General features: G+C 59.2%; 22 protein-coding genes. 10 read left to right on the top strand and 12 right to left on the bottom strand.

The features are described from left to right. Positions 1-303 precede the first annotated feature (303 nt). On the bottom strand, positions 304-1,503 hold the full coding sequence (tyrS, locus tag J3P75_RS03250) for a tyrosine--tRNA ligase (protein WP_434709328.1): 1,200 nt from the start codon (positions 1,501-1,503) through the stop codon (positions 304-306). Positions 1,504-1,716: 213 nt separating this feature from the next. Here tyrS and J3P75_RS03245 point away from each other — a divergent pair, with 213 nt between their 5' ends. Both J3P75_RS03245 and J3P75_RS03240 read left to right on the top strand, forming a co-directional pair. After that, a complete protein-coding gene (locus tag J3P75_RS03245; protein WP_434711202.1) occupies positions 1,717-3,144 on the top strand; it encodes a peptidoglycan DD-metalloendopeptidase family protein in 1,428 nt (475 codons plus the stop codon). Positions 3,145-3,147: 3 nt separating this feature from the next. Next, positions 3,148-4,239, top strand: coding sequence for an anhydro-N-acetylmuramic acid kinase (locus tag J3P75_RS03240; RefSeq protein ID WP_434709327.1), 1,092 nt, complete (start codon positions 3,148-3,150; stop codon positions 4,237-4,239). A gap of 91 nt (positions 4,240-4,330) precedes the next feature. On the opposite strand, the gene erpA is transcribed toward J3P75_RS03240, so the two are convergent. Both erpA and argC read right to left on the bottom strand, forming a co-directional pair. Further along, a complete protein-coding gene (gene erpA / locus J3P75_RS03235; RefSeq protein ID WP_007918905.1) occupies positions 4,331-4,681 on the bottom strand; it encodes an iron-sulfur cluster insertion protein ErpA in 351 nt (116 codons plus the stop codon). A 168-nt stretch (positions 4,682-4,849) separates the two neighbouring features. Next, complete coding sequence (argC, locus tag J3P75_RS03230) at positions 4,850-5,884, bottom strand: N-acetyl-gamma-glutamyl-phosphate reductase (protein ID WP_042610443.1); 1,035 nt, start codon at positions 5,882-5,884, stop codon at positions 4,850-4,852. 133 nt (positions 5,885-6,017) lie between these two features. Here argC and hemJ point away from each other — a divergent pair, with 133 nt between their 5' ends. The 6 genes from hemJ to coq7 all read left to right on the top strand — a co-directional run bounded on the left by hemJ (position 6,018) and on the right by coq7 (position 10,548). Continuing rightward, on the top strand, positions 6,018-6,446 hold the full coding sequence (hemJ, locus tag J3P75_RS03225; RefSeq protein WP_090286791.1) for a protoporphyrinogen oxidase HemJ: 429 nt from the start codon (positions 6,018-6,020) through the stop codon (positions 6,444-6,446). A 32-nt stretch (positions 6,447-6,478) separates the two neighbouring features. Then, a complete protein-coding gene (locus J3P75_RS03220; RefSeq protein ID WP_434709326.1) occupies positions 6,479-7,447 on the top strand; it encodes an NAD(P)H-dependent flavin oxidoreductase in 969 nt (322 codons plus the stop codon). Positions 7,448-7,526: 79 nt separating this feature from the next. Then, on the top strand, positions 7,527-8,477 hold the full coding sequence (locus J3P75_RS03215; protein WP_434709325.1) for a DUF805 domain-containing protein: 951 nt from the start codon (positions 7,527-7,529) through the stop codon (positions 8,475-8,477). Between the two features lie 61 nt (positions 8,478-8,538). Next, the gene (locus J3P75_RS03210) at positions 8,539-9,327 is read left to right on the top strand and encodes an SDR family NAD(P)-dependent oxidoreductase (RefSeq protein ID WP_090286797.1); all 789 of its coding nucleotides are present in this window, start codon (positions 8,539-8,541) and stop codon (positions 9,325-9,327) included. Positions 9,328-9,383: 56 nt separating this feature from the next. Continuing rightward, positions 9,384-9,722 (top strand): histidine triad nucleotide-binding protein, encoded by a 339-nt coding sequence (locus tag J3P75_RS03205; RefSeq protein WP_017128660.1) that lies wholly within the window; start codon positions 9,384-9,386, stop codon positions 9,720-9,722. 178 nt (positions 9,723-9,900) lie between these two features. Continuing rightward, entirely contained in the window at positions 9,901-10,548 is a 648-nt protein-coding gene (gene coq7, locus J3P75_RS03200) for a 2-polyprenyl-3-methyl-6-methoxy-1,4-benzoquinone monooxygenase (protein WP_434709323.1), read from the top strand. Positions 10,549-10,667: 119 nt separating this feature from the next. Here coq7 and speD read toward each other — a convergent pair whose 3' ends face one another. After that, positions 10,668-11,462: an adenosylmethionine decarboxylase gene (gene speD, locus J3P75_RS03195; RefSeq protein WP_434709322.1), complete on the bottom strand. Its 795-nt coding sequence runs from the start codon at positions 11,460-11,462 to the stop codon at positions 10,668-10,670. Positions 11,463-11,699: 237 nt separating this feature from the next. Beyond that, positions 11,700-12,122: an OsmC family protein gene (locus tag J3P75_RS03190; RefSeq protein WP_007994936.1), complete on the bottom strand. Its 423-nt coding sequence runs from the start codon at positions 12,120-12,122 to the stop codon at positions 11,700-11,702. A 249-nt stretch (positions 12,123-12,371) separates the two neighbouring features. Here J3P75_RS03190 and crp point away from each other — a divergent pair, with 249 nt between their 5' ends. Continuing rightward, positions 12,372-13,016, top strand: a complete 645-nt coding sequence (gene crp, locus J3P75_RS03185; protein ID WP_434709321.1) for a cAMP-activated global transcriptional regulator CRP — start codon at positions 12,372-12,374, stop codon at positions 13,014-13,016. 10 nt (positions 13,017-13,026) lie between these two features. On the opposite strand, the gene J3P75_RS03180 is transcribed toward crp, so the two are convergent. The 4 genes from J3P75_RS03180 to J3P75_RS03165 form a co-directional block, all read right to left on the bottom strand. Then, positions 13,027-13,725 (bottom strand): lipoate--protein ligase family protein, encoded by a 699-nt coding sequence (locus J3P75_RS03180; RefSeq protein WP_434709320.1) that lies wholly within the window; start codon positions 13,723-13,725, stop codon positions 13,027-13,029. Between the two features lie 120 nt (positions 13,726-13,845). After that, complete coding sequence (gene trpC / locus J3P75_RS03175; protein WP_434709319.1) at positions 13,846-14,685, bottom strand: indole-3-glycerol phosphate synthase TrpC; 840 nt, start codon at positions 14,683-14,685, stop codon at positions 13,846-13,848. After that, positions 14,682-15,731, bottom strand: coding sequence for an anthranilate phosphoribosyltransferase (gene trpD / locus J3P75_RS03170; protein ID WP_090286810.1), 1,050 nt, complete (start codon positions 15,729-15,731; stop codon positions 14,682-14,684). The genes trpC and trpD overlap by 4 nt, the downstream gene beginning before the upstream one ends. Before the next feature lie 9 nt (positions 15,732-15,740). After that, the gene (locus J3P75_RS03165; RefSeq protein WP_090286811.1) at positions 15,741-16,334 is read right to left on the bottom strand and encodes an aminodeoxychorismate/anthranilate synthase component II; all 594 of its coding nucleotides are present in this window, start codon (positions 16,332-16,334) and stop codon (positions 15,741-15,743) included. Positions 16,335-16,742: 408 nt separating this feature from the next. Between J3P75_RS03165 and estP the strand changes: the two genes are divergently transcribed. Beyond that, positions 16,743-18,650 (top strand): esterase EstP, encoded by a 1,908-nt coding sequence (gene estP, locus J3P75_RS03160; protein ID WP_434709318.1) that lies wholly within the window; start codon positions 16,743-16,745, stop codon positions 18,648-18,650. 167 nt (positions 18,651-18,817) lie between these two features. Here the strand turns inward: estP and trpE are convergent, their stop codons facing one another. The 3 genes from trpE to rpe all read right to left on the bottom strand — a co-directional run bounded on the left by trpE (position 18,818) and on the right by rpe (position 21,856). Continuing rightward, positions 18,818-20,296: an anthranilate synthase component I gene (trpE, locus tag J3P75_RS03155; RefSeq protein ID WP_434709317.1), complete on the bottom strand. Its 1,479-nt coding sequence runs from the start codon at positions 20,294-20,296 to the stop codon at positions 18,818-18,820. A gap of 70 nt (positions 20,297-20,366) precedes the next feature. Next, positions 20,367-21,185 (bottom strand): phosphoglycolate phosphatase, encoded by an 819-nt coding sequence (locus J3P75_RS03150; RefSeq protein ID WP_434709316.1) that lies wholly within the window; start codon positions 21,183-21,185, stop codon positions 20,367-20,369. After that, positions 21,182-21,856, bottom strand: a complete 675-nt coding sequence (gene rpe, locus J3P75_RS03145; RefSeq protein WP_085688445.1) for a ribulose-phosphate 3-epimerase — start codon at positions 21,854-21,856, stop codon at positions 21,182-21,184. Before rpe ends, J3P75_RS03150 begins: the two co-directional genes overlap by 4 nt. Between the last annotated feature and the right edge of the window lie 71 nt (positions 21,857-21,927).

Genomic DNA, 21,927 nt, shown 5'->3' with positions numbered 1-21,927 from the left:
CGCATTCTACAGCAGCCTCATTTGCTGTCAAGTGATTATTTTCAGAAGCTTTCGAAGATTTCTTCAACAACTTCAACCACTTGCGCTTCCGATCTCTCGTCAGCGGGAGGCGAATTCTACAGCGTTACACGCCGCTGTCAACACCTCTTTTTCAACTTCCTTTCGGGCTTCTATAAACTGAAGCCGTCTGCCGCCGAAACCTATTTAACTCGTTGAATCTCAAGGAGTTTTCCGTTTCGACTGCGCCGGAAGTGGGGCGAATTATAGACATCTGAAATTCGCCGTCAACACTTATTTGAAACATTACTCGGATTTCAATGTAATCCGGGCAAATGCCTTTTTCCCGGCCTGGCAAACGTGGGTCGCACCCAGTACATATATAAAGGAGCGATCAACCACTTCACCATCAACACGAACACCGCCAGACGCCAGCAGGTCACGCGCAGCCGCCGAGTTCTTCACCAGCCCTGCCTTGTTAAGGACAGCGGCAATCGGCATATCCTCAGCGGAAGCCAACTCGATCTCCGGCAGATCATCCGGCAACTCGCCATCCTTCATGCGGTTACCTGCTGCACGGTGAGCATTGGCCGCAGCCTCTTCACCATGGAAACGCGCGACGATTTCTTCCGCCAGCTTGATTTTGACGTCACGCGGATTGGCACCCGCCTCGACATCAGCTCGCAATGCATTGATTTCATCCATCGAACGGAAGCTGAGCAGTTCGAAGTAGCGCCACATCAGCGCATCCGGGATCGAAACCAGCTTGCTGTACATGACACCCGGCGCTTCCTGGATACCGACATAGTTGCCCAACGATTTGGACATCTTCTTCACGCCATCCAGACCTTCGAGCAACGGCATAGTCAGAATGCACTGGGCTTCTTGACCATAACCACGTTGCAGCTCGCGCCCCATCAGCAGATTGAATTTCTGATCGGTACCGCCCAACTCCACATCCGCACGCAGAGCTACCGAGTCGTAACCTTGAACCAGCGGATAAAGGAACTCGTGAATGGCGATGGGCTGATTGGTGGTGTAGCGCTTGTCGAAGTCGTCGCGCTCGAGCATGCGAGCGACGGTGTACTGCGAAGTCAGACGAATGAAGTCCGCCGGCCCCATCTGATCCATCCAGGTGGAGTTGAACGCGACTTCGGTTTTCGCCGGATCGAGAATCTTGAACACCTGAGTCTTGTACGTCTCGGCGTTTTCCAGAACCTGCTCGCGAGTCAACGGTGGGCGCGTAGCGCTCTTGCCACTCGGATCACCGATCATCCCGGTGAAATCACCGATAAGGAAGATCACCTGATGCCCCAGCTCCTGGAACTGGCGCAGCTTATTAATAAGCACGGTGTGGCCCAGATGCAGATCCGGCGCGGTCGGATCGAAACCAGCCTTGATACGCAGCGGCTGGCCGCGCTTGAGCTTCTCGATCAGCTCGGACTCGACCAGTATTTCTTCCGCACCACGTTTTATCAGCGCTAGCTGCTCTTCAACCGACTTCATAACAGACCCGCAAGGCTCAGATTCAAAGGGAACCAACCATACAATATCGCGCACCAATTACAAGTTTTGCCCGGCGCAACGACCACCAATCCGCAGACTCACTGTCTGTAGACTTGCTTCAGAGATGATTTGGTTATATTTTATACAGTTATTTCATCTTCATCATGTCATTCATCTTTTCCAATTCATCATTTTTCAAAGTCAAAATTACCTATGACCACAGAACCGTCTAAAGCGCCCCCGCTTTACCCGAAGACCCACCTGCTTGCCGCAAGTGGAATCGCCGCCCTTCTCAGCCTGGCGCTCCTGGTATTCCCTTCCAGTGATGTAGAAGCCAAAAAGACGACCCTGAGCCTTGAACTGGAAAGTCCTGCTGAACAACTGACACAAGATCAAGACGCTGCTGACGCGGCTCAAGCCACAAATGAACCCGTCGCATCGCCGTTTGCGCAAATCGAAAACACTGAAGACAGCACCGCACAAACCGCGGATGCAGCCCCTGCCCCCGCACCTGTAATTGAAGAAAAAGCTAAAGCCCCAGGTCACCGCGAAGTCGTTGTGGCCAAGGGCGATACGCTGTCCACACTCTTCGAAAAGGTCGGTTTGCCAGGCGCCTCTGTGCATGAAGTATTGGCCAGCGATAAACAAGCCAAACAATTCAGCCAGCTCAAGCGCGGCCAGAAACTCGAATTCGAACTGAGCCCGGAAGGCCAGCTGACCAGCCTGCACAGCAAGGTCAGCGACGTCGAAACCATCACCCTGACACGCAATGACAAGGGCTACGCGTTCAATCGCGTCACCGCAAAGCCGACCGTTCGCACCGCTTATGTTCACGGCGTGATCAACAGCTCGCTGTCGCAATCCGCAGCTCGCGCGGGCCTGTCGCACAGCCTGACCATGGATATGGCCAGTGTTTTTGGCTATGACGTCGACTTCGCTCAGGACATCCGTCAGGGCGACGAATTCGATGTGATCTACGAGCAGAAAGTGGTCAACGGCAAAGCAGTCGGAAACGGTCCGATTCTCTCGGCGCGCTTCACTAACCGCGGCAAGACCTACACCGCCGTGCGTTATACGAACAAGCAAGGCAACAGCAGCTATTACACCGCCGATGGCAACAGCATGCGCAAGGCCTTTATCCGCACGCCGGTGGACTTCGCTCGTATCAGCTCGAAGTTTTCGATGGGCCGCAAGCACCCGATCCTCAACAAGATCCGCGCCCACAAAGGCGTTGACTACGCTGCACCACGTGGTACGCCAATCAAGGCTGCCGGTGACGGTAAAGTGCTGCTCGCCGGTCGCCGCGGCGGTTACGGCAACACCGTGATCATTCAGCACGGCAACACCTACCGTACGCTGTACGGTCACATGCAAGGTTTTGCCAAGGGCGTGAAAACCGGCGGTACCGTCAAGCAAGGCCAGGTGATTGGCTACATTGGCACCACAGGCCTGTCGACCGGTCCGCATTTGCACTACGAGTTCCAGGTCAACGGTGTGCACGTCGATCCGCTGGGGCAGAAATTGCCGATGGCCGACCCGATAGCCAAGTCTGAGCGCGCTCGTTTCCTGGCGCAAAGCCAGCCATTGATGGCGCGCATGGACCAGGAAAAGGCCACCATGCTGGCCTCGAGCAAGCGTTAAGTCATGGCCTTGTATATCGGGGTAATGTCCGGCACCAGTCTCGACGGGCTGGACATAGCCCTGATCGAGCAGACCTCGGCGATCAGACTGGTCGCCACCCACTACATTCCCATGCCCGACTCCCTGCGCGCCGAGCTGCTTGGCTTGTGCGCCAGCGGCGCTGATGAAATTGCCCGCTCGGCCATCGCCCAGCAACACTGGGTGAAGCTCGCCGCGCAGGGTGTACACGCGCTACTGAGCAACCAGCACCTCAAACCTGAAGCTATTCGTGCGATCGGCAGTCACGGCCAGACCATTCGCCATGAACCGGCGCGCGGTTTTACCGTGCAGATCGGCAACCCGGCCCTGCTCACCGAACTGACCGGCATCACGGTCGTCAGTGACTTCCGTAGCCGCGACGTCGCGGCCGGCGGCCAGGGTGCACCGCTGGTGCCCGCCTTCCATGAGGCTTTGTTCGAAGAGCGTTCTGGCAATCAGGCAGTCTTGAATGTCGGCGGCTTCAGCAATTTGAGTCTGATCGAGCCGACCAGGCCTGTAGCCGGTTTCGACTGCGGCCCGGGGAATGTTCTGATGGACGCCTGGATTCAGCAGCAACGCGGCGAGAACTACGACCGTAATGGCGATTGGGCGAAGACCGGCACTGTTGAACCTGAACTGCTCGAAGCACTGCTCAGCGATCCGTTCTTCATCACCCAAGGGCCGAAAAGTACCGGGCGAGAAGTGTTCAACCTGCCCTGGCTGGAACAACATCTTTCGCGTTTTCCCGCGCTTGCTGCGGAGAACGTGCAAGCCACATTGCTCGAACTGACCGCCGTAACCATCGTCACCTCGCTGCAAAGCGCTCAAGCCAATACACAGGAGTTGCTGGTCTGCGGCGGCGGAGCACACAACTCGGCTTTAATGACACGATTGGCAGCGCTGCTACCCGACACCACCGTCGCCAGTACCGCTAGCCACGGCGTTGATCCTGACTGGGTCGAAGCGATGGCCTTCGCCTGGCTGGCTCATTGCTGCCTCGAAGGTATCGCCGCCAATCGTCCGAGCGTCACCGGTGCCCGCGGCCTCCGAGTGCTTGGCGCGATCTATCCGGCCTGAGTGAATCGCGAGACAACAAAAAACGCCGCAAAACCGTGAGGCTCTGCGGCGTTTCAGTATGCGAAGCGAAAACGCTGTAAAGACGCTGCTATCAGATCGAGAACGACGACCCGCAACCACACGTGGTGGTGGCGTTCGGGTTCTTGATCACGAACCGCGAACCTTCCAGGCCTTCCTGATAATCCACTTCCGCACCAGCCAGGTACTGGAAGCTCATCGGATCGACCACCAGACTCACGCCTTCGCGCTCGACAATGGTGTCATCATCGGCCACATCTTCATCGAAGGTGAAACCGTATTGAAACCCTGAACAACCGCCGCCCGTAACGAATACGCGCAGCTTCAAGCGATCATTCCCCTCTTCATCGACCAGGCTCTTCACCTTGTGCGCAGCACCTTGAGTGAATTGCAAAGCCGTGGGGGTGAAGGATTCGACGCTCATGCTGACTATCTCCCGGCGTTACGCCGCCATAATGCGTGATGACGCGCATTATCCGCTTGTCCTAGAAAATTGGTCAACTATTAGAGGAGCAGCGGCAAGCTTCAAGCGCTGAGCTTCAAGCTTGCGGCTGATGACTTCTAGCTTGGAGCTTGAAGCTCGTAGCTGCTTTTAAGGCAGCATGCCGGCGTGGGACAAACCGAAGCGCTCGTCCAGGCCAAACAGGATGTTCATGTTCTGCACTGCCTGCCCCGACGCGCCTTTGACCAGGTTGTCGATGACCGACAGTACCACCACCAAGTCGCCATCCTGCGGACGGTGCACCGCGATACGGCAGACGTTGGCGCCACGCACGCTACGGGTTTCGGGATGGCTGCCGGCCGGCATTACATCGACGAACGGTTCGTTGGCATAGCGTTTTTCAAACAGCGCTTGCAGATCAACCGAGCGATCGACCACGGTCGCGTAAAGCGTGGAGTGAATGCCACGGATCATCGGAGTCAGGTGCGGGACGAATGTCAGACCGACGTCCTTGCCCGCCGCACGACGCAAGCCCTGGCGAATTTCCGGCAGGTGACGGTGACCTTTCACCGCATACGCCTTCATGCTTTCCGACGTTTCGGAGTACAGCGAGCCTACAGCCGCACCACGGCCGGCACCGCTGACACCGGATTTGCAGTCGGCGATCAGGCGCGAAGCATCAGCCAGCCCGGCCTCCAGCAATGGCAGGAAACCCAGTTGCGTCGCGGTTGGATAGCAACCCGGCACTGCAATCAGACGTGCCTTTTTGATCTGCTCGCGATTGACTTCCGGCAGACCGTAGACCGCTTCATCCAGCAGTTCCGGTGCGCCGTGAGGCTGGCCGTACCACTTCGCCCATTCGTCGGCGTCCTGCAGGCGGAAGTCCGCCGACAGGTCGATGACTTTGGTGCCCGCGGCCAGCAACTCACCTGCCAACGCGTGCGCAACACCGTGCGGGGTGGCGAAGAACACCACATCGCAAGCACCGAGGGTTTTCACGTCCGGCACGCTGAACGCCAGGCCATCGTAATGACCGCGCAGGTTCGGGTACATGTCAGCCACGGCCAGACCGGCCTCGGATCGGGAAGTGATGACGACCACTTCTGCCTGCGGATGCTGTGCCAACAGACGCAGCAGTTCGACACCGGTGTAACCCGTGCCGCCGACGATACCGACCTTGACCATAAACCTGCCCTCAACGAAACCACTGGAAACCGTCGATGATAGGGGCCGCACGCCCCTGCGACAACCGCCAAGGTGACGTGCGGACGCTCAAGCCTCTACTATCTGGCTTACCGTGAATGAGGGAATAACCAAAATGCTCTATCTGTGGATCAAAGCGTTGCATATCGTCAGTGTCGTCTGCTGGTTCGCCGGGCTGTTTTACCTGCCGCGATTGTTCGTTTATCACGCACAAAGCGAAGACACGATCAGCAAGGAGCGCTTCAGCGTCATGGAGCGCAAGTTGTATCGCGGCATCATGGGCCCGGCGATGATCGCGACCCTGATCTTTGGCGGCTGGCTGATCTACCTCAACCCGACGATCTTCAGTCAGGGCGGCTGGATCCACGCCAAGCTGACCCTGGTCGTGCTGCTGATCGGCTACCACCACATGTGTGGCGCGCAGGTCAAACGCTTCGCCCGTGGCGAAAACACCCGCAGTCATGTCTTTTATCGCTGGTTCAATGAAGTGCCGGTTCTGCTATTGCTGGCTATCGTCATTCTGGTCGTGGTCCGGCCGTTCTAGTTTCGATAACTACACCATTTCGGGGTACTCCAATGTCGCTGCCCGTTTTGCTCGAACAACGTCTGCGTCTGCCTGTGGTGGCTGCGCCGATGTTCCTGATATCCAATCCGCAACTGGTGCTCGCCTGCTGCCGCAATGGCGTGGTGGGTAGCTTTCCCGCGCTGAACCAGCGCGAAAGCAGTGGTTTCAAGGCCTGGCTGGAAGAGATCGAGGCGGGTCTGGCCGCACTGGAAAACCCGGCGCCGTATGCGGTGAATCTGATCGTGCACAACAGCAACCCACGCTTGCAGGCTGACCTGGACATCTGCGTTGAGCACAAGGTGCCGATCGTGATTACCAGCCTCGGTGCAGTGAAGGAGCTGGTCGACGCAGTGCACAGTTATGGCGGCCTGGTATTCCACGACGTGACGACACGCCGGCATGCAGAGAAAGCCGCCGAAGCCGGCGTCGATGGTTTGATTGCAGTCGCGGCCGGCGCCGGCGGGCATGCCGGGACCTGGAGCCCGTTTGCGCTGATAGCCGAGATCCGCCAGTTCTTCGACAAGACGCTGCTGCTTGCAGGATGTTTGAACCACGGCCATGAGATTCTCGCTGCACAACTGCTGGGTGCGGATTTGGCCTACTTCGGTACGCGATTTATCGGCACCAGCGAAAGTCATGCGCCTGACGCCTACAAGCAGATGCTGCTGACAGCCAAGGCCGCGGACATCATCCATACTCCAGCGGTGTCAGGAGTACCGGCCAGTTTCATGCGCCAAAGCCTGGAAGCGGCCGGTTTCGATATGGCCGCCCTGCAAGGTACAGGCGAGGTGAATTTCGGCGACAAGCTCAAGCCGATCAACGACGAAGCCAAAGCCTGGAAAACCGTGTGGTCAGCGGGTCAGGGAGTGGGACAAATCGACGACTTGCCGACAGTCGATCAATTGATTGCACGACTGGACGCCGAGTACCGCCAGGCGCAAATTCGCGCAGCACAGTTACCGAGCCGCTGGCCACGCTGAGAAAAAACCAGGCCAGCGCTGATGCCCTGGCCTTACACTGCTGACCTTTCCAACAATTCGCGACAAGGATGCCTCGACCATGAGCGAACCCCGTTACAAGATCGTCTTCGACGGCGCTCTGCAGCCCGGTGTCGATCTCACCACCGCCAAACTCAATCTGGCGGACCTGTTCAAAAGCGATGTTGCCGGCATTGAGCGTCTGTTCAATGGCCGCACCGTAGCCCTCAAGCGTGACTTGTCGCACAGCGATGCGCAGATTTATCTGCAGGCGCTGAACAAGACTGGCATCGATGCGCGGGTCGAAACCGAAACCGTCATCGACCTGAACCTTTCTGACGTCCACGAGCAATCCGCGGTCATGGCGGAAACCGACTCCCCTTACGCACCGCCGCGCGCCGGCGTCGGCGAAAATATGCCGGCGTTCGCCACGCTCAAGCCGTTCAGCGTCGAAGGGCGAATTGGCCGCCTGCGTTTTCTGGCCTGGACAATGGTCCTGAGCCTGGTGACGCTGCCGATTGTCGGCGTGTTTGCCCTGATGGCTCTGGGGCTGGTCGCTGGCGACTCCACCACCGGCCTGATCATTGGCGGGATCCTCGCTTTCTTCCTGTTCGTCGCTTTCCTGATCGTCAGCATTCTATTCAGCGTCCAGCGTCTGCATGACATCGGCTGGTCTGGCTGGCTCTGGCTGCTGAACCTGGTGCCGTTCGTGGGCAGCTTCTTTCCGCTGGTGATCATGGTCGTGCCGGGCAACGCCGGTGCCAACCGTTACGGGCCACCGCCACCGCCCAACAGCACCGCCGTCAAAGTCCTGTGCTCGTTGTGGATCGTGTTCTTCGCGCTGATCTTCGTCGGTGGAATGCTCGGTGGTATCTCGGCTATCCAGCAGGAATACGAAAGCAGCGTCGAAAGCAGCTATGACAGTGGTTCGGTGACCACCGACGAGATCGACGGAGAGGTCGAACCGCCAGTGATTTCCGGCGACGATGCAGCCGAAGCGGCGCAGCCCCCTGTAGACTCTGCGCAAGAATGAACAGCGCTCCCCGCCGTGACACCCGCGTCGCCGGCGCGGAGCTGTTGCGATGGAGAACTGCATGACCCGTTACGCTCTGATCACTGGCGCGTCCAGCGGCATCGGCCTGGCCATGGCCGAAGCGCTGGCCCGCCGCGGCCGCAGCCTGATTCTGGTGGCTCGACAGCGTGATCAGCTGGAAAGTATTGCCCTGGAATTGACCCAACGCTTCGGCGTCGAAGTGCTGTTTCGCGCCTGCGACCTGGGCGAACCGCTGCGCCTGTCCGGCTTCCTGCTGGAACTGGAGGAAGGCGACCGGCAGATCGATTTGCTGGTGAACTGCGCCGGCATCGGCACCTGCGGCCCGTTTCTCGCGCAGGACTGGATGACTGAGCAGGATCTGATCGAGGTGAACATCCTCGCCCTCACCCGCCTCTGCCACGCCATCGGCAACAGCATGGCGCTGCAGGGTGGCGGGCAGATCCTCAATGTCGCCTCGGTGGCGGCTTTCAGCCCCGGTCCGTGGATGAGCACTTACTACGCAAGCAAGGCTTACGTCCTGAACTTCTCCGAAGCCTTGCGCGTTGAACTCAAACAAAGCGCGGTGAAGGTTTCGGTGCTCTGCCCTGGCCCGACACGCACGGCGTTTTTCCGGACGGCGCAGCTCAACAGCGAAAAACTCGATGAAAGCGCAAAACTGATGAGCCCCGAGGAAGTTGCGCTGTACACCGTGCGCGCCCTGGAAAAGAACCGCGCGATCATCATTCCGGGACGGCGTAACCGCTGGCTGGCCTTTTTGCCCAGGTTCGGCTCGCGCTGGCTCAACCGGACCATCGTCGGCATGGTCAACAAAGCCTATTGCCCGCGCTGAAAATTCCGAATTCAACGCGGTACACTCGACTCAGCCCCTATAACGGAGAAACAGCAGTGGATACTCTGTTCACCAAGATCATCAACCGGGAGATTCCGGCGAAGATCATTTACGAGGACGACCAGGTTCTGGCGTTCCACGACATCGCCCCGCAGGCACCTGTGCATTTCCTGGTGATCCCGAAGAAACCGGTGCGCACCCTCAACGACCTGACCGAAGACGACAAGGCACTGGCCGGGCACATTCTGTTCACCGCGCAACGCCTGGCGCTGGAGCTGGGCTGCGAGGAAGGTTTCCGCGTAGTGATGAACTGCAATGAACTCGGTGGGCAGACTGTCTATCACATTCATATGCATGTACTGGGTCAGCGCCAGATGAACTGGCCGCCGGGCTGATCCGCGGCAAACCTGCTCGCGAAGACGTCGGCATATCCAGCACGACAGTGCCTGACCCAACACATTCGCGAGCAGGCTCGCTCCCACATAAGCCTGCTCGCGCGACCAATGACCCAACGCAAACCTTCGCCGGCTGATTCGGTTAAACTGGCCGTCGAGATTTTTCCCGGAGGTCAGCATGACTACCCAACGTCACTACTCGCCGATTGACCGTCTTCTGCTGCAAGCCGATGCCGCGATGCGGACTTTGCTGCCCTTCAGCGGTCAGCCATACCGCCCGTCACCGGCCATCCTGCAGCCGGACACGCCAATGAGCGACGAAGACACCCGCCACGTCGCCGGCCTGATGCGCATCAACCATACCGGCGAAGTCTGCGCTCAGGCGTTGTACCAAGGGCAGGCGCTCACCGCCAAACTGCCGCAGGTGCGCGAGGCCATGGAGCATGCGGCCGAAGAAGAGATCGATCACCTGGTCTGGTGCGAACAGCGCATTCATCAGTTGGGCAGCCATACCAGCGTGCTGAATCCGTTGTTTTATGGCATGTCCTTCGGGATCGGTGCAGTGGCCGGGCTGATCAGCGACAAGGTCAGCCTCGGTTTTGTCGCGGCGACCGAGCATCAGGTGTGCAAGCATCTGAATGAACACCTCGAGCAACTGCCGGCCGAGGATGAGAAATCCCGGGCGATTCTGGAGCAGATGCGCACTGACGAAGAACATCATGCGGAGAGTGCGCTGGATGCAGGTGGTTTTCGCTTTCCGGCGCCGGTGAAGTTCGGGATGAGTATTTTGGCCAAAGTGATGACCAAGAGTACATATCGAATTTGAGATAGTTATTGCGGCTGATGGCCCCTTCGCGAGCAGGCTCGCTCCTACACGGGGCTGTGCTTCGGACATGAAAAAGGCGACTGCCGTGAAAGGAGTCGCCTTTTTTTTGCCTGGAAATCTTACGCAGGCATGTTGCGTGCGTAGAAGATCTCGAGCATTTCGTGTTTCACCCGGTCGGTCACTTGAGTACGTTGCTCGGGGGACAGATTGCTGGTGGCGTCGCCGAACAGGTAGTTGTCCAGTTCGAAGTTCTTCAGCAGCATCTTGGTGTGGAACAGGTTTTCCTGATACACGTTCACGTCGGTCATCTGGTACGCGTCGCGAGTGTCTTCGGACAGGTAGTTCTGGATCGAGTTGATCTCGTGGTCGATGAAGTGCTTGTTGCCTTCAACGTCACGGGTGAAACCGCGCACACGGTAATCCACGGTCACAATGTCCGAATCGAACTGGTGAATGAGGAAGTTGAGCGCTTTAAGCGGTGAAATGACCCCACAGGTCGACACGTCGATGTCCACACGGAAAGTTGCAATACCGTCGTCCGGATGAATCTCCGGGTAGGTGTGCACCGTGATGTGACTCTTGTCGAGGTGGGCCAGGATAATTTCGGGCAACGGGCCCGGCGATTCTTCGATCTGACTGTCAGTCGGGGTCACCGGCTCTTCAGAAATCAGAATCGTGACGCTGGCGCCCTGAGGTTCGTAGTCCTGACTGGCAATGTTCAGGATGTTGGCACCAATGATCTCGACAACTTCTGTGAGAATCTGCGTCAGGCGTTTCGCGTTGTACTCTTGATTGATGTACTCGACGTAAGCCTGCTGGTCTTGCGGGGTTTCCGCGTAGCAGATGTCATAGATGTTGAAGCTCAAGGTCTTTGTCAGGTTATTGAACCCGTGGAGCTTGAGTTTGCTTTTCACCGTTAAAAACTCTCTATGTATGCGGCCCGGCCGCGTGATCAAGCATGCCCGTCAAGTGCGAACGACGCACCTGCGTAGGACGGTTAACACCTCTTCGCGATGGCGATTTTGGTTGTCTGTTCAGGCGGATGATCCGTCGGCTGACCGATCACTGCCCTGAAAAAAGTGGCGCATTATGCAGACGTCAGCGGGGGATCGCCAGAGTCTGCACTGCTTTTATGATAGTTGAATGTCGGTTCAGCCGAGTTCGATGATTTCGTAATCGTGGGTAATCGCCACGCCAGCCGCGCCGAGCATGATCGAGGCCGAGCAATACTTCTCGGCGGACAGCTCGATGGCACGCTTGACCTGAGCTTCTTTCAGGCCACGACCCTTGACGACGAAATGCATGTGGATCCTGGTGAAGACCTTGGGATCTTCGGTGGCGCGCTCGGCTTCCAGGAACGCTTCGCAGCTTTCAACAGCCTGACGCGACTTCTTGAGGATGCTGACCACGTCGAAGTTGCTGCAACCGCCGACGCCCAGCAGGAGCATTTCCATCGGCCGAACACCCAGATTACGGCCACCGGCGTCCGGCGGACCGTCCATCACCACGACATGACCGCTGCCGGATTCGCCGAGGAACATGGCTTCGCCAGCCCATTGGATGCGTGCCTTCATCGCCCAGACTCCACTGTAAAAAAAAGGGTCGCCAGCTTAGCACAGCGATTTGCCCCGACAGGAATGACGTCCTAGGACGTACACCCCTGGACTGTAGGTAATTTCTCGAATTTGCGACGAAGTGTCTGTTAAGCTGGCGCCAATTCGCTGGCGCCCATGTCAGCCCGTGTCGTCAGCTGTTGCAGCGACCCTCTTCAGCGCCTCATAAAAAAACCAAACATCACCGTGCAGTCTTTTCGGGATACAACCATGGTTGCTATTACCCCCACATCCAGAATCAAGAATCTCGACAAGTTGTTGATGCATTGTCAGCGCCGTCGCCATGCAGCCAAGAGCAACATCATCTGTGCCGGCGACCGCTCGGACACGCTGTATTTCATCATCAAGGGCTCGGTGACGATTCTGATCGAGGATGATGACGGCCGCGAAATGATCATTGCGTACCTCAATGCCGGGGATTTCTTTGGTGAGCTGGGGCTGTTCGAGCAAGCCGGTCAGGAGCAGGAGCGCAGCGCCTGGGTCCGGGCCAAGGTCGAATGCGAAACAGCGGAAATCAGCTACGCCAAGTTTCGCGAACTGTCCCAGCTGGACCCGGACATTCTTTACGTACTCAGCGGACAAATCGCACAACGCTTGCGCAATACCACGCGCAAGGTCGGCGATCTGGCCTTCTTCGACGTCACCGGTCGTGTGGCTCGTTGCCTGCTGGAATTGTGCAAACAACCGGACGCCATGACCCACCCGGACGGCATGCAGATCAAGGTGACGCGTCAGGAAATCGGGCGGATTGTCGGTTGCTCGCGGGAGATGGTCGGTCGCGTGCTCAAGGATCTGGAAGAGCGCAACCTGGTCGATGTGAAAGGCAAGACCATGGTGGTCTTCGGTACGCGCTGAATCCTGAGAATCAGCCGCCGTAGATCTGCGCCAGCATCAGACGAAACAGTTCATCGAGACGCGCCAAAGCCTGTGGCGCGTTGAATTTCTCATGCAGGGCGATGTGGCTTTGCGCTCGTACCCGTTGCTCCAGGCCGCAGGCCTCGTTGAAGCGATTGACCGCTGCAACCATCGACTCACGCTCGTCATCCATCAGCATCGCACCGTGCACCAGCCCGACCGGACGCTGGCCGCCCTGACTCTGCCGCCAGCGCTGCGCGGTGCCGACCATCTTGCGTCCGTCCAGATTGACGTTGAAGCGTCCGTCGCAGAACGCACCGTCAATCTCGCCCAGCGAAGACGTGCCGCCCAACTCATCGAGCAACTGACAGATCGGATCGCACAAACGTCGGTAGCCGGTTTCGATACGATTGAGATCGCCCTCGCTGCGCGGCGGCGCGTAAACCAGCGCGATGTTGATCGTCGCGGCAGATTGCGGGACCGGCTCGCCGCCGGTTTCGCGCAGCAGCACCGGCCAACCGGCCGCAGCGGAAACTTCGCAAGCGTGGTCGAAACCGGGTAACCGGTTGAGGCGGCGCGGCATGACCAGCGCGCGGTCGCTGGGTTGCCAGAACAGCAGAGCGAATTCCGCGTCGCCGGCGCACACCGAGGCCAACAGATCTTGCTCGGCTTGCAGGCCGGCTTCGATGGTCAGGGGGGTTGGTAGCATGCAGGGCTCCGGCAGATTGGACATCTTTAGCGGATTTCAAGGCCTCATCGCGAGCAGGCTCACTCCTACAGGGGAACGCATTCCAAATGTAGGAGTGAGCCTGCTCGCGATGGCGTCGAATCAGTCGAGGGTCGAACCGCTGACTACCGGACCGCCACGCTCCGGGAAGAACAGACGCTGCAACTCGGTGCCCGGGCTTTCTGCACGCATGAACGCTTCGCCAACCAGAAACGCGTACACGTCGCTGATTTCCATCAGTTCGACATCGGCACGGTTGAGGATGCCGCTTTCGGTGATTACCAAGCGATCTCGGGGAATGCGCGGCAGCAGATCCAGCGTGGTTTCCAGGCTGACATCGAAGGTGTGCAGATTGCGGTTGTTGACCCCGATCAGCGGCGTATCGAGTGTCTTCAAGGCGCGTTCGAGCTCATCGCCGTCGTGCACTTCCACCAGCACATCGAGGCCGACGCTTTTCGCCACCGCAGCCAGTTCGGCCATCTTCACGTCATCCAGTGCGGAGACGATCAGCAGCACGCAGTCCGCGCCCAGTGCGCGGGCTTCGACAATCTGGTACGGATCGATCATGAAATCCTTGCGGATCACCGGCAGTTTGCACGCGGCACGGGCCTGTTGCAGATACGCATCGGCGCCCTGGAAATAGTCGATGTCGGTCAGCACCGACAGGCAGGTCGCGCCGCCCTTCTCGTAGCTTCTGGCGATGTCGGCGGGAACGAAGTCTTCGCGGATCACGCCTTTGCTCGGCGAAGCCTTTTTGATCTCGGCAATCACCGCCGGCTGCTTTTTCTTCGCCTGCGTCAGCAACGCCTGGGCGAAACCACGGGGTGCATCGGCCGCCTTGGCCAGAGTCTCCAGCTCACCGAGGCTGACGCGGGCGCTACGCTCAGCCACTTCCTCGACTTTGCGGGCGAGAATCTTTTCCAGAACCGTCGGTACACTCATCCTTCATTCTCCACTTTGAATACCGCGGTAAAGGCACCCAGCTCCTCGAGTTTCTCTCGAGCGAGGCCGGTGTGCAAAGCGTCGTGCGCAAGCTCCACGCCCTGTTTCAAACTGCTGGCCAGGTCGGCGGCGTACAACGCAGCACCGGCATTGAGCACGATCATCTCGGCGGCTTTCTGGCCGTTTTCGGTTTTGCGCTTGCCGAGGGCATCACGTATCAGCGCCAGCGACGCTTCCGGGCCTTCGACCGACAGGCCGTGCAGGCTCTGGCTCTTCATGCCGAGATCTTCCGGCTCGACCCAGTATTCAGTGATTTCGTTGTTCTTCAGTTCGGCGACAAACGTCGGCGCGGCGAGACTGAATTCATCCAGCCCATCCTTCGAATGCACCACCAGCACGTGCTTGCTGCCCAGACGCTGCAAGACTTCAGCCAATGGTCGGCACAGTGCCTGCGTGAACACGCCCACTACCTGATGTTTCACACCGGCCGGATTCGTAAGCGGGCCGAGCATGTTGAACAGCGTGCGCAGGCCGAGATCGCGGCGCGGGCCGGCAGCGTATTTCATGGCTTTGTGGTGGGTCTGGGCAAACATGAAACCGATGCCGACATTGTCGATGCAGCGCGCCACTTGTACCGGCGTCAGGTTCAGATAGATGCCGGCGGCTTCGAGCAGGTCGGCGCTGCCGCTCTTGCCCGAGACGGCGCGGTTGCCGTGCTTGGCCACGGTGCAACCGGCTGCCGCGACAACAAAGGAAGACGCGGTCGACACGTTGAAGATGTTCGCCCCGTCACCACCGGTGCCGACCACATCGACCACGCCGTCGAGGGTCTTGAGTTCAACCTGATCGGCAAGCTCGCGCATGACCGACACGGCGCCGACGATCTCGTCGATGCTCTCGCTTTTCATGCGCATGGCCATCATGAACGCGCCGATCTGCGCATCGCTGCATTGGCCAGTCATGATTTCGCGCATCACATCGCGCATCTCATCGGTGCTGAGGTCGAGGTGATCGACGATACGGCTCAGGGCTGTCTTGATATTCATGCAAAGTCCTTAGCGCATGCCGCCGGTTTGTTTGAGGAAGTTGGCGAACAGTTCATGGCCCTGTTCGGTGAGGATCGACTCGGGGTGAAACTGTACGCCTTCGATGTTCAGGGTCTTGTGACGCAGGCCCATGATCTCGTCGACCGAACCGTCATCGTGCTGTGTCCACGCGGTCAGCTCCAGGCAATCGGGCAAGCTCTCGTGTTTGACGATCAGCGAATGGTAGCGGGTGACGGTCAGCGGATGGTTGAGACCGTTGAATACGCCCTTGTCCTCGTGGAATACCGGGCTAGTCTTACCGTGCATCACTTGCCGTGCCCGCACCACATCGCCGCCGAAGGCCTGACCGATGGACTGGTGGCCAAGGCAGACCCCGAGAATCGGCAGCTTGCCGGCGAAGTGCTTGATCGCATCGATGGAAATGCCGGCTTCGGTCGGCGTGCATGGGCCGGGGGACACCACGATGCGCTCGGGGTTGAGCGCTTCGATTTCGGCGATGGTCAGTTCGTCGTTGCGCACCACTTTGACCTCGGCACCCAGCTCGCCGAGGTATTGCACAACGTTGTAGGTAAAGGAGTCGTAGTTGTCGATCATCAGCAACATGGCGTGTCGAACCTCTTGAATTCTGATTTGAAAACAGCCTTCAGAACACTTGCCCGCAGGGCGCTGCACGATGTCGGACGCAGTCAGGTGCGTCGGCACAGCGGCATTTCAGACAGGCAAGGAAGGCAAAGCGATGCAGATCCGGCGGGGCCGGCAGAAAAGATTCAGGCGCGCCAACGCCAGCGGGCGTGTGCCTTGATGACTTGATCCAGAAGTTTGCTGGTGATCAACACGGGGAAGGTCTCGTTCATGCGTTCCGGCACAGTAACTTAGCTGGGCAGAGCGTGCAATATGGCGGGGCCTGCGGGAGTTAAAACGGGGAGACGATTCGCGACCGATGGCAAAACGCCGGGATTTTTTGGTACTGTCGTTTCGTTCACCTAAAACAATAAATAAACGGACTTGCTCATGATCAGACAGACGTTGTTTGTACCGCTGGCCGGATGCCTGCTTGCACTGGCCTGTGCTCAGGCGAATGCAGCGCCAAACCCTTATTCCAGCTTCATCGTATTTGGCGACAGCCTCAACGATGCCGGTACCTTCGCCGACGCTGGCGGCCCGGCAGGCTCGACCGAGCGTTATACCAACCGCACCGGGCCGGTCTATCAGGACGGCAGCGGGGAAGTGTATTCATTGAATTCCACCCAACTGCTCGGCGCACGCTTGGGCTTCAGTGCCGACCAGACAGCGTCTTCCAGCTCGGCCGTACGTGCTGAAAACGGCCAGGCGGACGGCAACAACTGGGCGGTCGGCGGCTATCGCACCGACCAGATTCTCGATTCGATCACCAGCCAGTCGGCCACTGGCGAACGCACGCGCCCAGGTTATCTGCCATCGAACGGCTTTCGCGCCGACCCGAATGCGCTCTATTACGTTTCCGGCGGCGGTAACGACTTTTTGCAGGGCCGCGTTCTCAGCCTGCCCCAGGCCAACGCCGCCGCTGATCGGCTGGCAGACAGTGTGCAAGCCCTGCAAACCGCCGGTGCCAAATACGTGATGGTCTGGCTCCTGCCCGACGTCGGCCTGACGCCGGCACTCAACGGTACACCGCTACAAGCGTTCAGCAGCACCCTCGCCAACCAGTTCAACAGCCAGTTGGTGACACGCCTGCAAGGCATCAACGCCGAAGTCATTCCGCTGAACATTCCGGTGCTGCTCTCGGAAGTGTTCGCCGATCCGGGGCGCTTCGGTCTGGCGACTGACCAGAACCTGACCGCAACGTGCTTCAGCGGCGGCGGCTGCCCTGAGAACGCCCGTTACGGCATCAACAGCGCTACGCCAGATCCAACCAAACTGATCTACAACGACGGCGTACACCCGACCGAGTCCGGGCAGAAACTGATCGCCGACTACGCCTACTCGCTGTTGGCCGCGCCTTGGGAGCTGACCCTGCTGCCGGAAATGGCCCACTCCACCGTGCGCGCGCACCAGGATGAACTGCGCAGCCAATGGCAGGCCGATTGGGAAAACTGGCAAGCGGTAGGCCAATGGCGGGCGATTGTGTCGGCGGGCGGGCAGCATCTGGACGTCGACAGCCAAAGCAGCGGCGCCAGTGCTGATGGCAGCGGCTACAACCTCAACGTCGGCGGCAGCTATCGCTTGAATGACGCCTGGCGCGTTGGCGTGGCCGCAGGTTTGTACCGGCAGAATCTGGAAGCCGGGCATAACGACTCGGACTACAAACTCAACAGCTACATGGCCACGGCCTTTGCCCAGTTCCAGCAGAATCGCTGGTGGGCCGACGCGGCGTTGACCGGCGGCAAACTCGACTACGACAACCTCAAGCGCAAATTCGACCTGGGCGTCAGCGAAGGCGCCGAGAAAGGCGATACCGATGGCAGCCTGTGGGCGTTCAGTACGCGCGTCGGTTACGACATTGCCCAGCCGGGCAGCGAATGGCACTTGTCGCCCTTCGTCAGCGCCGACTACGCCAGCGTCGATGTCGACGGCTACTCAGAGAAGAGCAACCGTGCCACGGCGCTGACCTTCGACGATCAGAGCCGCGATTCGAAACGCCTCGGCCTCGGCTTGCAGGGCAAGTACAACATCACCGCGCAGACTCAGGTGTTCGGCGAATACGCCCATGAGCGCGAGTACGAAGACGACGTGCAGAAGGTCAATATTGCGCTCAACACCCTGCCGGCGAATGACTTCACCCTGGAAGGCTACACGCCGGCCAGCCACTTGAACCGTTTGAGCCTGGGCGTCAGCCACAAGCTCACCGCGGATCTGGCGCTGCGCGGTGGTTATACGTTCCGCAAGGATGATGACTTCAAGCAGCAGGGGTTGAATGTCGGGGTGGTGCTGGACTTCTGATTCGCAGATGCAAAAAAGCGGCGCCCTCACAGGCGCCGCTTTTTTAATGCCTCTACACAGTCCAAATGTAGGAGTGAGCCTGCTCGCGATAGCGGTGGTTCAGTCAACTGATGGGTTGAATGTTATTGCGCTATCGCGAGCAGGCGAAGGCCTACAGGGGAGCTATCTCAATCCGGGGTCTGTTCGGCCAGCGCCACAGCGCGGAACATTGCGCGGCGTTTGTTCAGGGTTTCTTCCCATTCCATCGCCGGCACCGAGTCGGCGACGATGCCGCCACCGGCCTGCACGTGCAGTTCGCCGTTCTTGATCACCGCGGTGCGAATCGCGATCGCGGTGTCCATGTTGCCGTTCCAGGCGAAGTAACCGACCGCACCGCCGTACACGCCACGCTTGACCGGCTCAAGTTCGTCGATGATTTCCATCGCGCGGATCTTCGGCGCGCCCGACAAGGTGCCCGCCGGCAGAATCGCCCGCAGTGCGTCCATCGCGGTCAGCCCGGCTTTCAACTGGCCGGTGACGTTGGAGACGATGTGCATCACGTTCGAATAACGCTCGATGACCATTTTCTCGGTGAGTTTCACCGAGCCGATCTCCGAGACTCGCCCGGTATCGTTGCGGCCCAGGTCGATCAGCATCAGGTGCTCGGCGATTTCCTTGTCGTCGGAGAGCAGATCCTGCTCCAGCGCCACATCGGCTTCTTCCGTGGCGCCGCGTGGGCGCGTACCGGCGATCGGGCGCACGGTGATCAAATTGTCTTCAACGCGCACCAGCACTTCCGGCGAACTGCCGACGACATGGAAGTCGCCGAAGTTGAAGAAGTACATGTACGGCGTCGGGTTGAAGCAACGCAGGGCGCGGTACAGATCGATCGGCGCAGCCTTGAAATCGATCGACATACGCTGCGACGGCACCACTTGCATGCAGTCGCCGGCGAGGATGTATTCCTTGATGGTGTCGACGGCTTTTTCGTAATCGTTCTGGGTGAAACTCGAGCGGAATAGCGGATCTGCCGACTGCTGCTTGCTGAAATCCAGGCCACGACGCGGCGTGATCGGCTGGCGCAGTTGCTCGAGCAACTCCTGCAAACGCGCCTGACCCTGTTCGAAGGCATCGGCCTGCGCCGGGTCGGCCAGCACGATCGCATGCATCTTGCTGGCGAGGTTGTCGAACACCACAACGGCATCGGAAACCATCAGCAGAATGTCCGGCACGCCCAGCGGATCAGGATTCGGGCATTTGCCCAGACGTTTTTCGACATAACGCACGCAGTCGTAACCGAAGTAACCGACCAGACCACCGTTGAAACGCGGCAGGCCGGCAATGGTCGGCACGTTGTAGCGCGCCTTGAAGGTTTCGACGAAGGCCAATGGATCTTCAACGTCATGGCTTTCGGTCTCGACGCCATCAACGGTGATGCTGACATGATGGTCGTGCACGCGCAGAACGGTGCGGCACGGCAGGCCGATCATCGAATAACGGCCCCATTTCTCGCCGCCCTGTACCGATTCGAGCAGGTAGGTATTGGGCTGGTCGGCCAGTTTCAGGTAGATCGACAGCGGTGTGTCGAAGTCGGCCAGGGTTTCGCAGGCCAGCGGAATGCGGTTGTAGCCGTCAGCGGCCAAGCGCAGGAATTCTTCGCGGATCATGAGGTGCCTCGTGGTGTGAGGGGCAATCGGTCAGGTATGCAAACGCGCCGGCAGGCCGGCCAGGAACAAGTCAGGCGCGCCAACGCCAGCGGGCCAGGGCCTTGATGACTTTCATCCAGAGTTTGCGAGTGACCACCACGATGGCGTTTCCAGAACGGGATTGAGCAGCGTCGGGCAACGTTATCTCAGCGGCTGAACCGAGGCAACCGGGAATTAGCTCGCGCAGATTATCGATCACCAGCGCCGGCGATTCCTCGGCGATCGGCCGGCCATGGTTATAGCCGTAACTCAGCGCGACACACTTGACCCCCGCCGCTTTCGCCGCCAGCACGTCGCTGCGCGAGTCGCCGACGAACAACGATTGCGAGGCCGGGATATTGGCCATTTTCATCACGAAGAACAGCGCCGCCGGATCGGGCTTCTGCTGCGGCAAGGTATCGCCGCCTATGATCCATTTGAAGTAGCGACCGATCTTCATCTGATCCAGCAGCGGCGCGACGAAGCGCTCCGGCTTGTTGGTGATCAGCGCCATGGCCACGCCTTGCTTGTCCAGCCACTTCAAGGTGTCGCGCACACCGGGATAGACCACGGTCAGCTCATGGCTGGCACCGTAGGCCTGCATGAAAATTTCCAGCGCGCGTTCGGCCTCGGCATTATCCACCGTCGAATGATCGATACCGCCGGCCAGCGCGCGACGCACCAGCACCGGTGCGCCGTTGCCGACCCACTGGCGTACCGCGTCGATGCCCGCAGGCGGGCGACCGAGGGTGAGCAGCATGTTGTCCACCGCCGCTGCCAGGTCGGGAACCGAGTCGATCAGCGTGCCATCAAGATCGAACATCACCAGCCGCGGCAGTTTCCCCGGAAACAGCTGCTCGAACCCGCTCATGGGCGGGCCAGCGCCAGTTCGGAGCGCATCTTGTCGATGACTTCCTGATAGTTCGGTGCATTGAAGATCGCCGAGCCGGCAACGAAGGTGTCGGCGCCAGCGGCGGCGATTTCACGGATGTTGTTGACGTTGACGCCGCCGTCGATTTCCAGACGGATATCACGCCCCGAGGCATCGATGATCGCCCGCGCTTCGCGCAGTTTTTCGAGGGTACCAGGGATGAACTTCTGCCCGCCGAAGCCCGGGTTGACGCTCATCAGCAAGACCATGTCGACCTTGTCGATCACGTACTTGAGCACGTCCAGCGGGGTCGCCGGGTTGAACACCAGACCGGATTTGCAGCCGCCTTCGCGGATCAGTTGCAGCGAGCGATCGACGTGCAACGTGGCTTCCGGGTGGAAAGTGATGTAGGTGGCGCCGGCTTCGATGAAGTCGCCAACGATGCGATCCACCGGGCTGACCATCAAGTGCGCGTCAATCGGCGCGGTCACGCCGTACTTGCGCAGAGCCGCGCAGACCATCGGGCCGATGGTCAGGTTCGGCACGTAGTGGTTGTCCATGACGTCGAAGTGGACGAAGTCGGCGCCAGCGGCGAGAACGTTGTCCACTTCCTCGCCGAGGCGGGCGAAGTCGGCGGAGAGGATCGACGGAGCAATTACGAAGGGCTGCATGACGCACCTGTGCTGAGCTAAATCACGATGGCGCGCATTGTATACCTCAAGTTTGTGCGCACGCACCGTGA

It is taken from the genome of Pseudomonas sp. R1-1 (genome assembly GCF_051132135.1).
Lineage (GTDB): Bacteria > Pseudomonadota > Gammaproteobacteria > Pseudomonadales > Pseudomonadaceae > Aquipseudomonas.
The sequence above is the reverse complement of the archived record's forward strand: the minus strand, read 5'-3'. Positions and strand labels throughout refer to the sequence as shown.

Bases quoted from the DNA above. Each gene is read 5' to 3' on its own strand.
- tyrS (WP_434709328.1), bottom strand. From the start codon at position 1,503: ATGAAGTCGGTTGAAGAGCAGCTAGCGCTGATAAAACGTGGTGCGGAA.
- J3P75_RS03245 (WP_434711202.1), top strand. From the start codon at position 1,717: ATGACCACAGAACCGTCTAAAGCGCCCCCGCTTTACCCGAAGACCCAC.
- J3P75_RS03240 (WP_434709327.1), top strand. From the start codon at position 3,148: ATGGCCTTGTATATCGGGGTAATGTCCGGCACCAGTCTCGACGGGCTG.
- erpA (WP_007918905.1), bottom strand. From the start codon at position 4,681: ATGAGCGTCGAATCCTTCACCCCCACGGCTTTGCAATTCACTCAAGGT.
- argC (WP_042610443.1), bottom strand. From the start codon at position 5,884: ATGGTCAAGGTCGGTATCGTCGGCGGCACGGGTTACACCGGTGTCGAA.
- hemJ (WP_090286791.1), top strand. From the start codon at position 6,018: ATGCTCTATCTGTGGATCAAAGCGTTGCATATCGTCAGTGTCGTCTGC.
- J3P75_RS03220 (WP_434709326.1), top strand. From the start codon at position 6,479: ATGTCGCTGCCCGTTTTGCTCGAACAACGTCTGCGTCTGCCTGTGGTG.
- J3P75_RS03215 (WP_434709325.1), top strand. From the start codon at position 7,527: ATGAGCGAACCCCGTTACAAGATCGTCTTCGACGGCGCTCTGCAGCCC.
- J3P75_RS03210 (WP_090286797.1), top strand. From the start codon at position 8,539: ATGACCCGTTACGCTCTGATCACTGGCGCGTCCAGCGGCATCGGCCTG.
- coq7 (WP_434709323.1), top strand. From the start codon at position 9,901: ATGACTACCCAACGTCACTACTCGCCGATTGACCGTCTTCTGCTGCAA.
- J3P75_RS03190 (WP_007994936.1), bottom strand. From the start codon at position 12,122: ATGAAGGCACGCATCCAATGGGCTGGCGAAGCCATGTTCCTCGGCGAA.
- crp (WP_434709321.1), top strand. From the start codon at position 12,372: ATGGTTGCTATTACCCCCACATCCAGAATCAAGAATCTCGACAAGTTG.
- J3P75_RS03180 (WP_434709320.1), bottom strand. From the start codon at position 13,725: ATGCTACCAACCCCCCTGACCATCGAAGCCGGCCTGCAAGCCGAGCAA.
- trpC (WP_434709319.1), bottom strand. From the start codon at position 14,685: ATGAGTGTACCGACGGTTCTGGAAAAGATTCTCGCCCGCAAAGTCGAG.
- trpD (WP_090286810.1), bottom strand. From the start codon at position 15,731: ATGAATATCAAGACAGCCCTGAGCCGTATCGTCGATCACCTCGACCTC.
- J3P75_RS03165 (WP_090286811.1), bottom strand. From the start codon at position 16,334: ATGTTGCTGATGATCGACAACTACGACTCCTTTACCTACAACGTTGTG.
- estP (WP_434709318.1), top strand. From the start codon at position 16,743: ATGATCAGACAGACGTTGTTTGTACCGCTGGCCGGATGCCTGCTTGCA.
- trpE (WP_434709317.1), bottom strand. From the start codon at position 20,296: ATGATCCGCGAAGAATTCCTGCGCTTGGCCGCTGACGGCTACAACCGC.
- J3P75_RS03150 (WP_434709316.1), bottom strand. From the start codon at position 21,185: ATGAGCGGGTTCGAGCAGCTGTTTCCGGGGAAACTGCCGCGGCTGGTG.
- rpe (WP_085688445.1), bottom strand. From the start codon at position 21,856: ATGCAGCCCTTCGTAATTGCTCCGTCGATCCTCTCCGCCGACTTCGCC.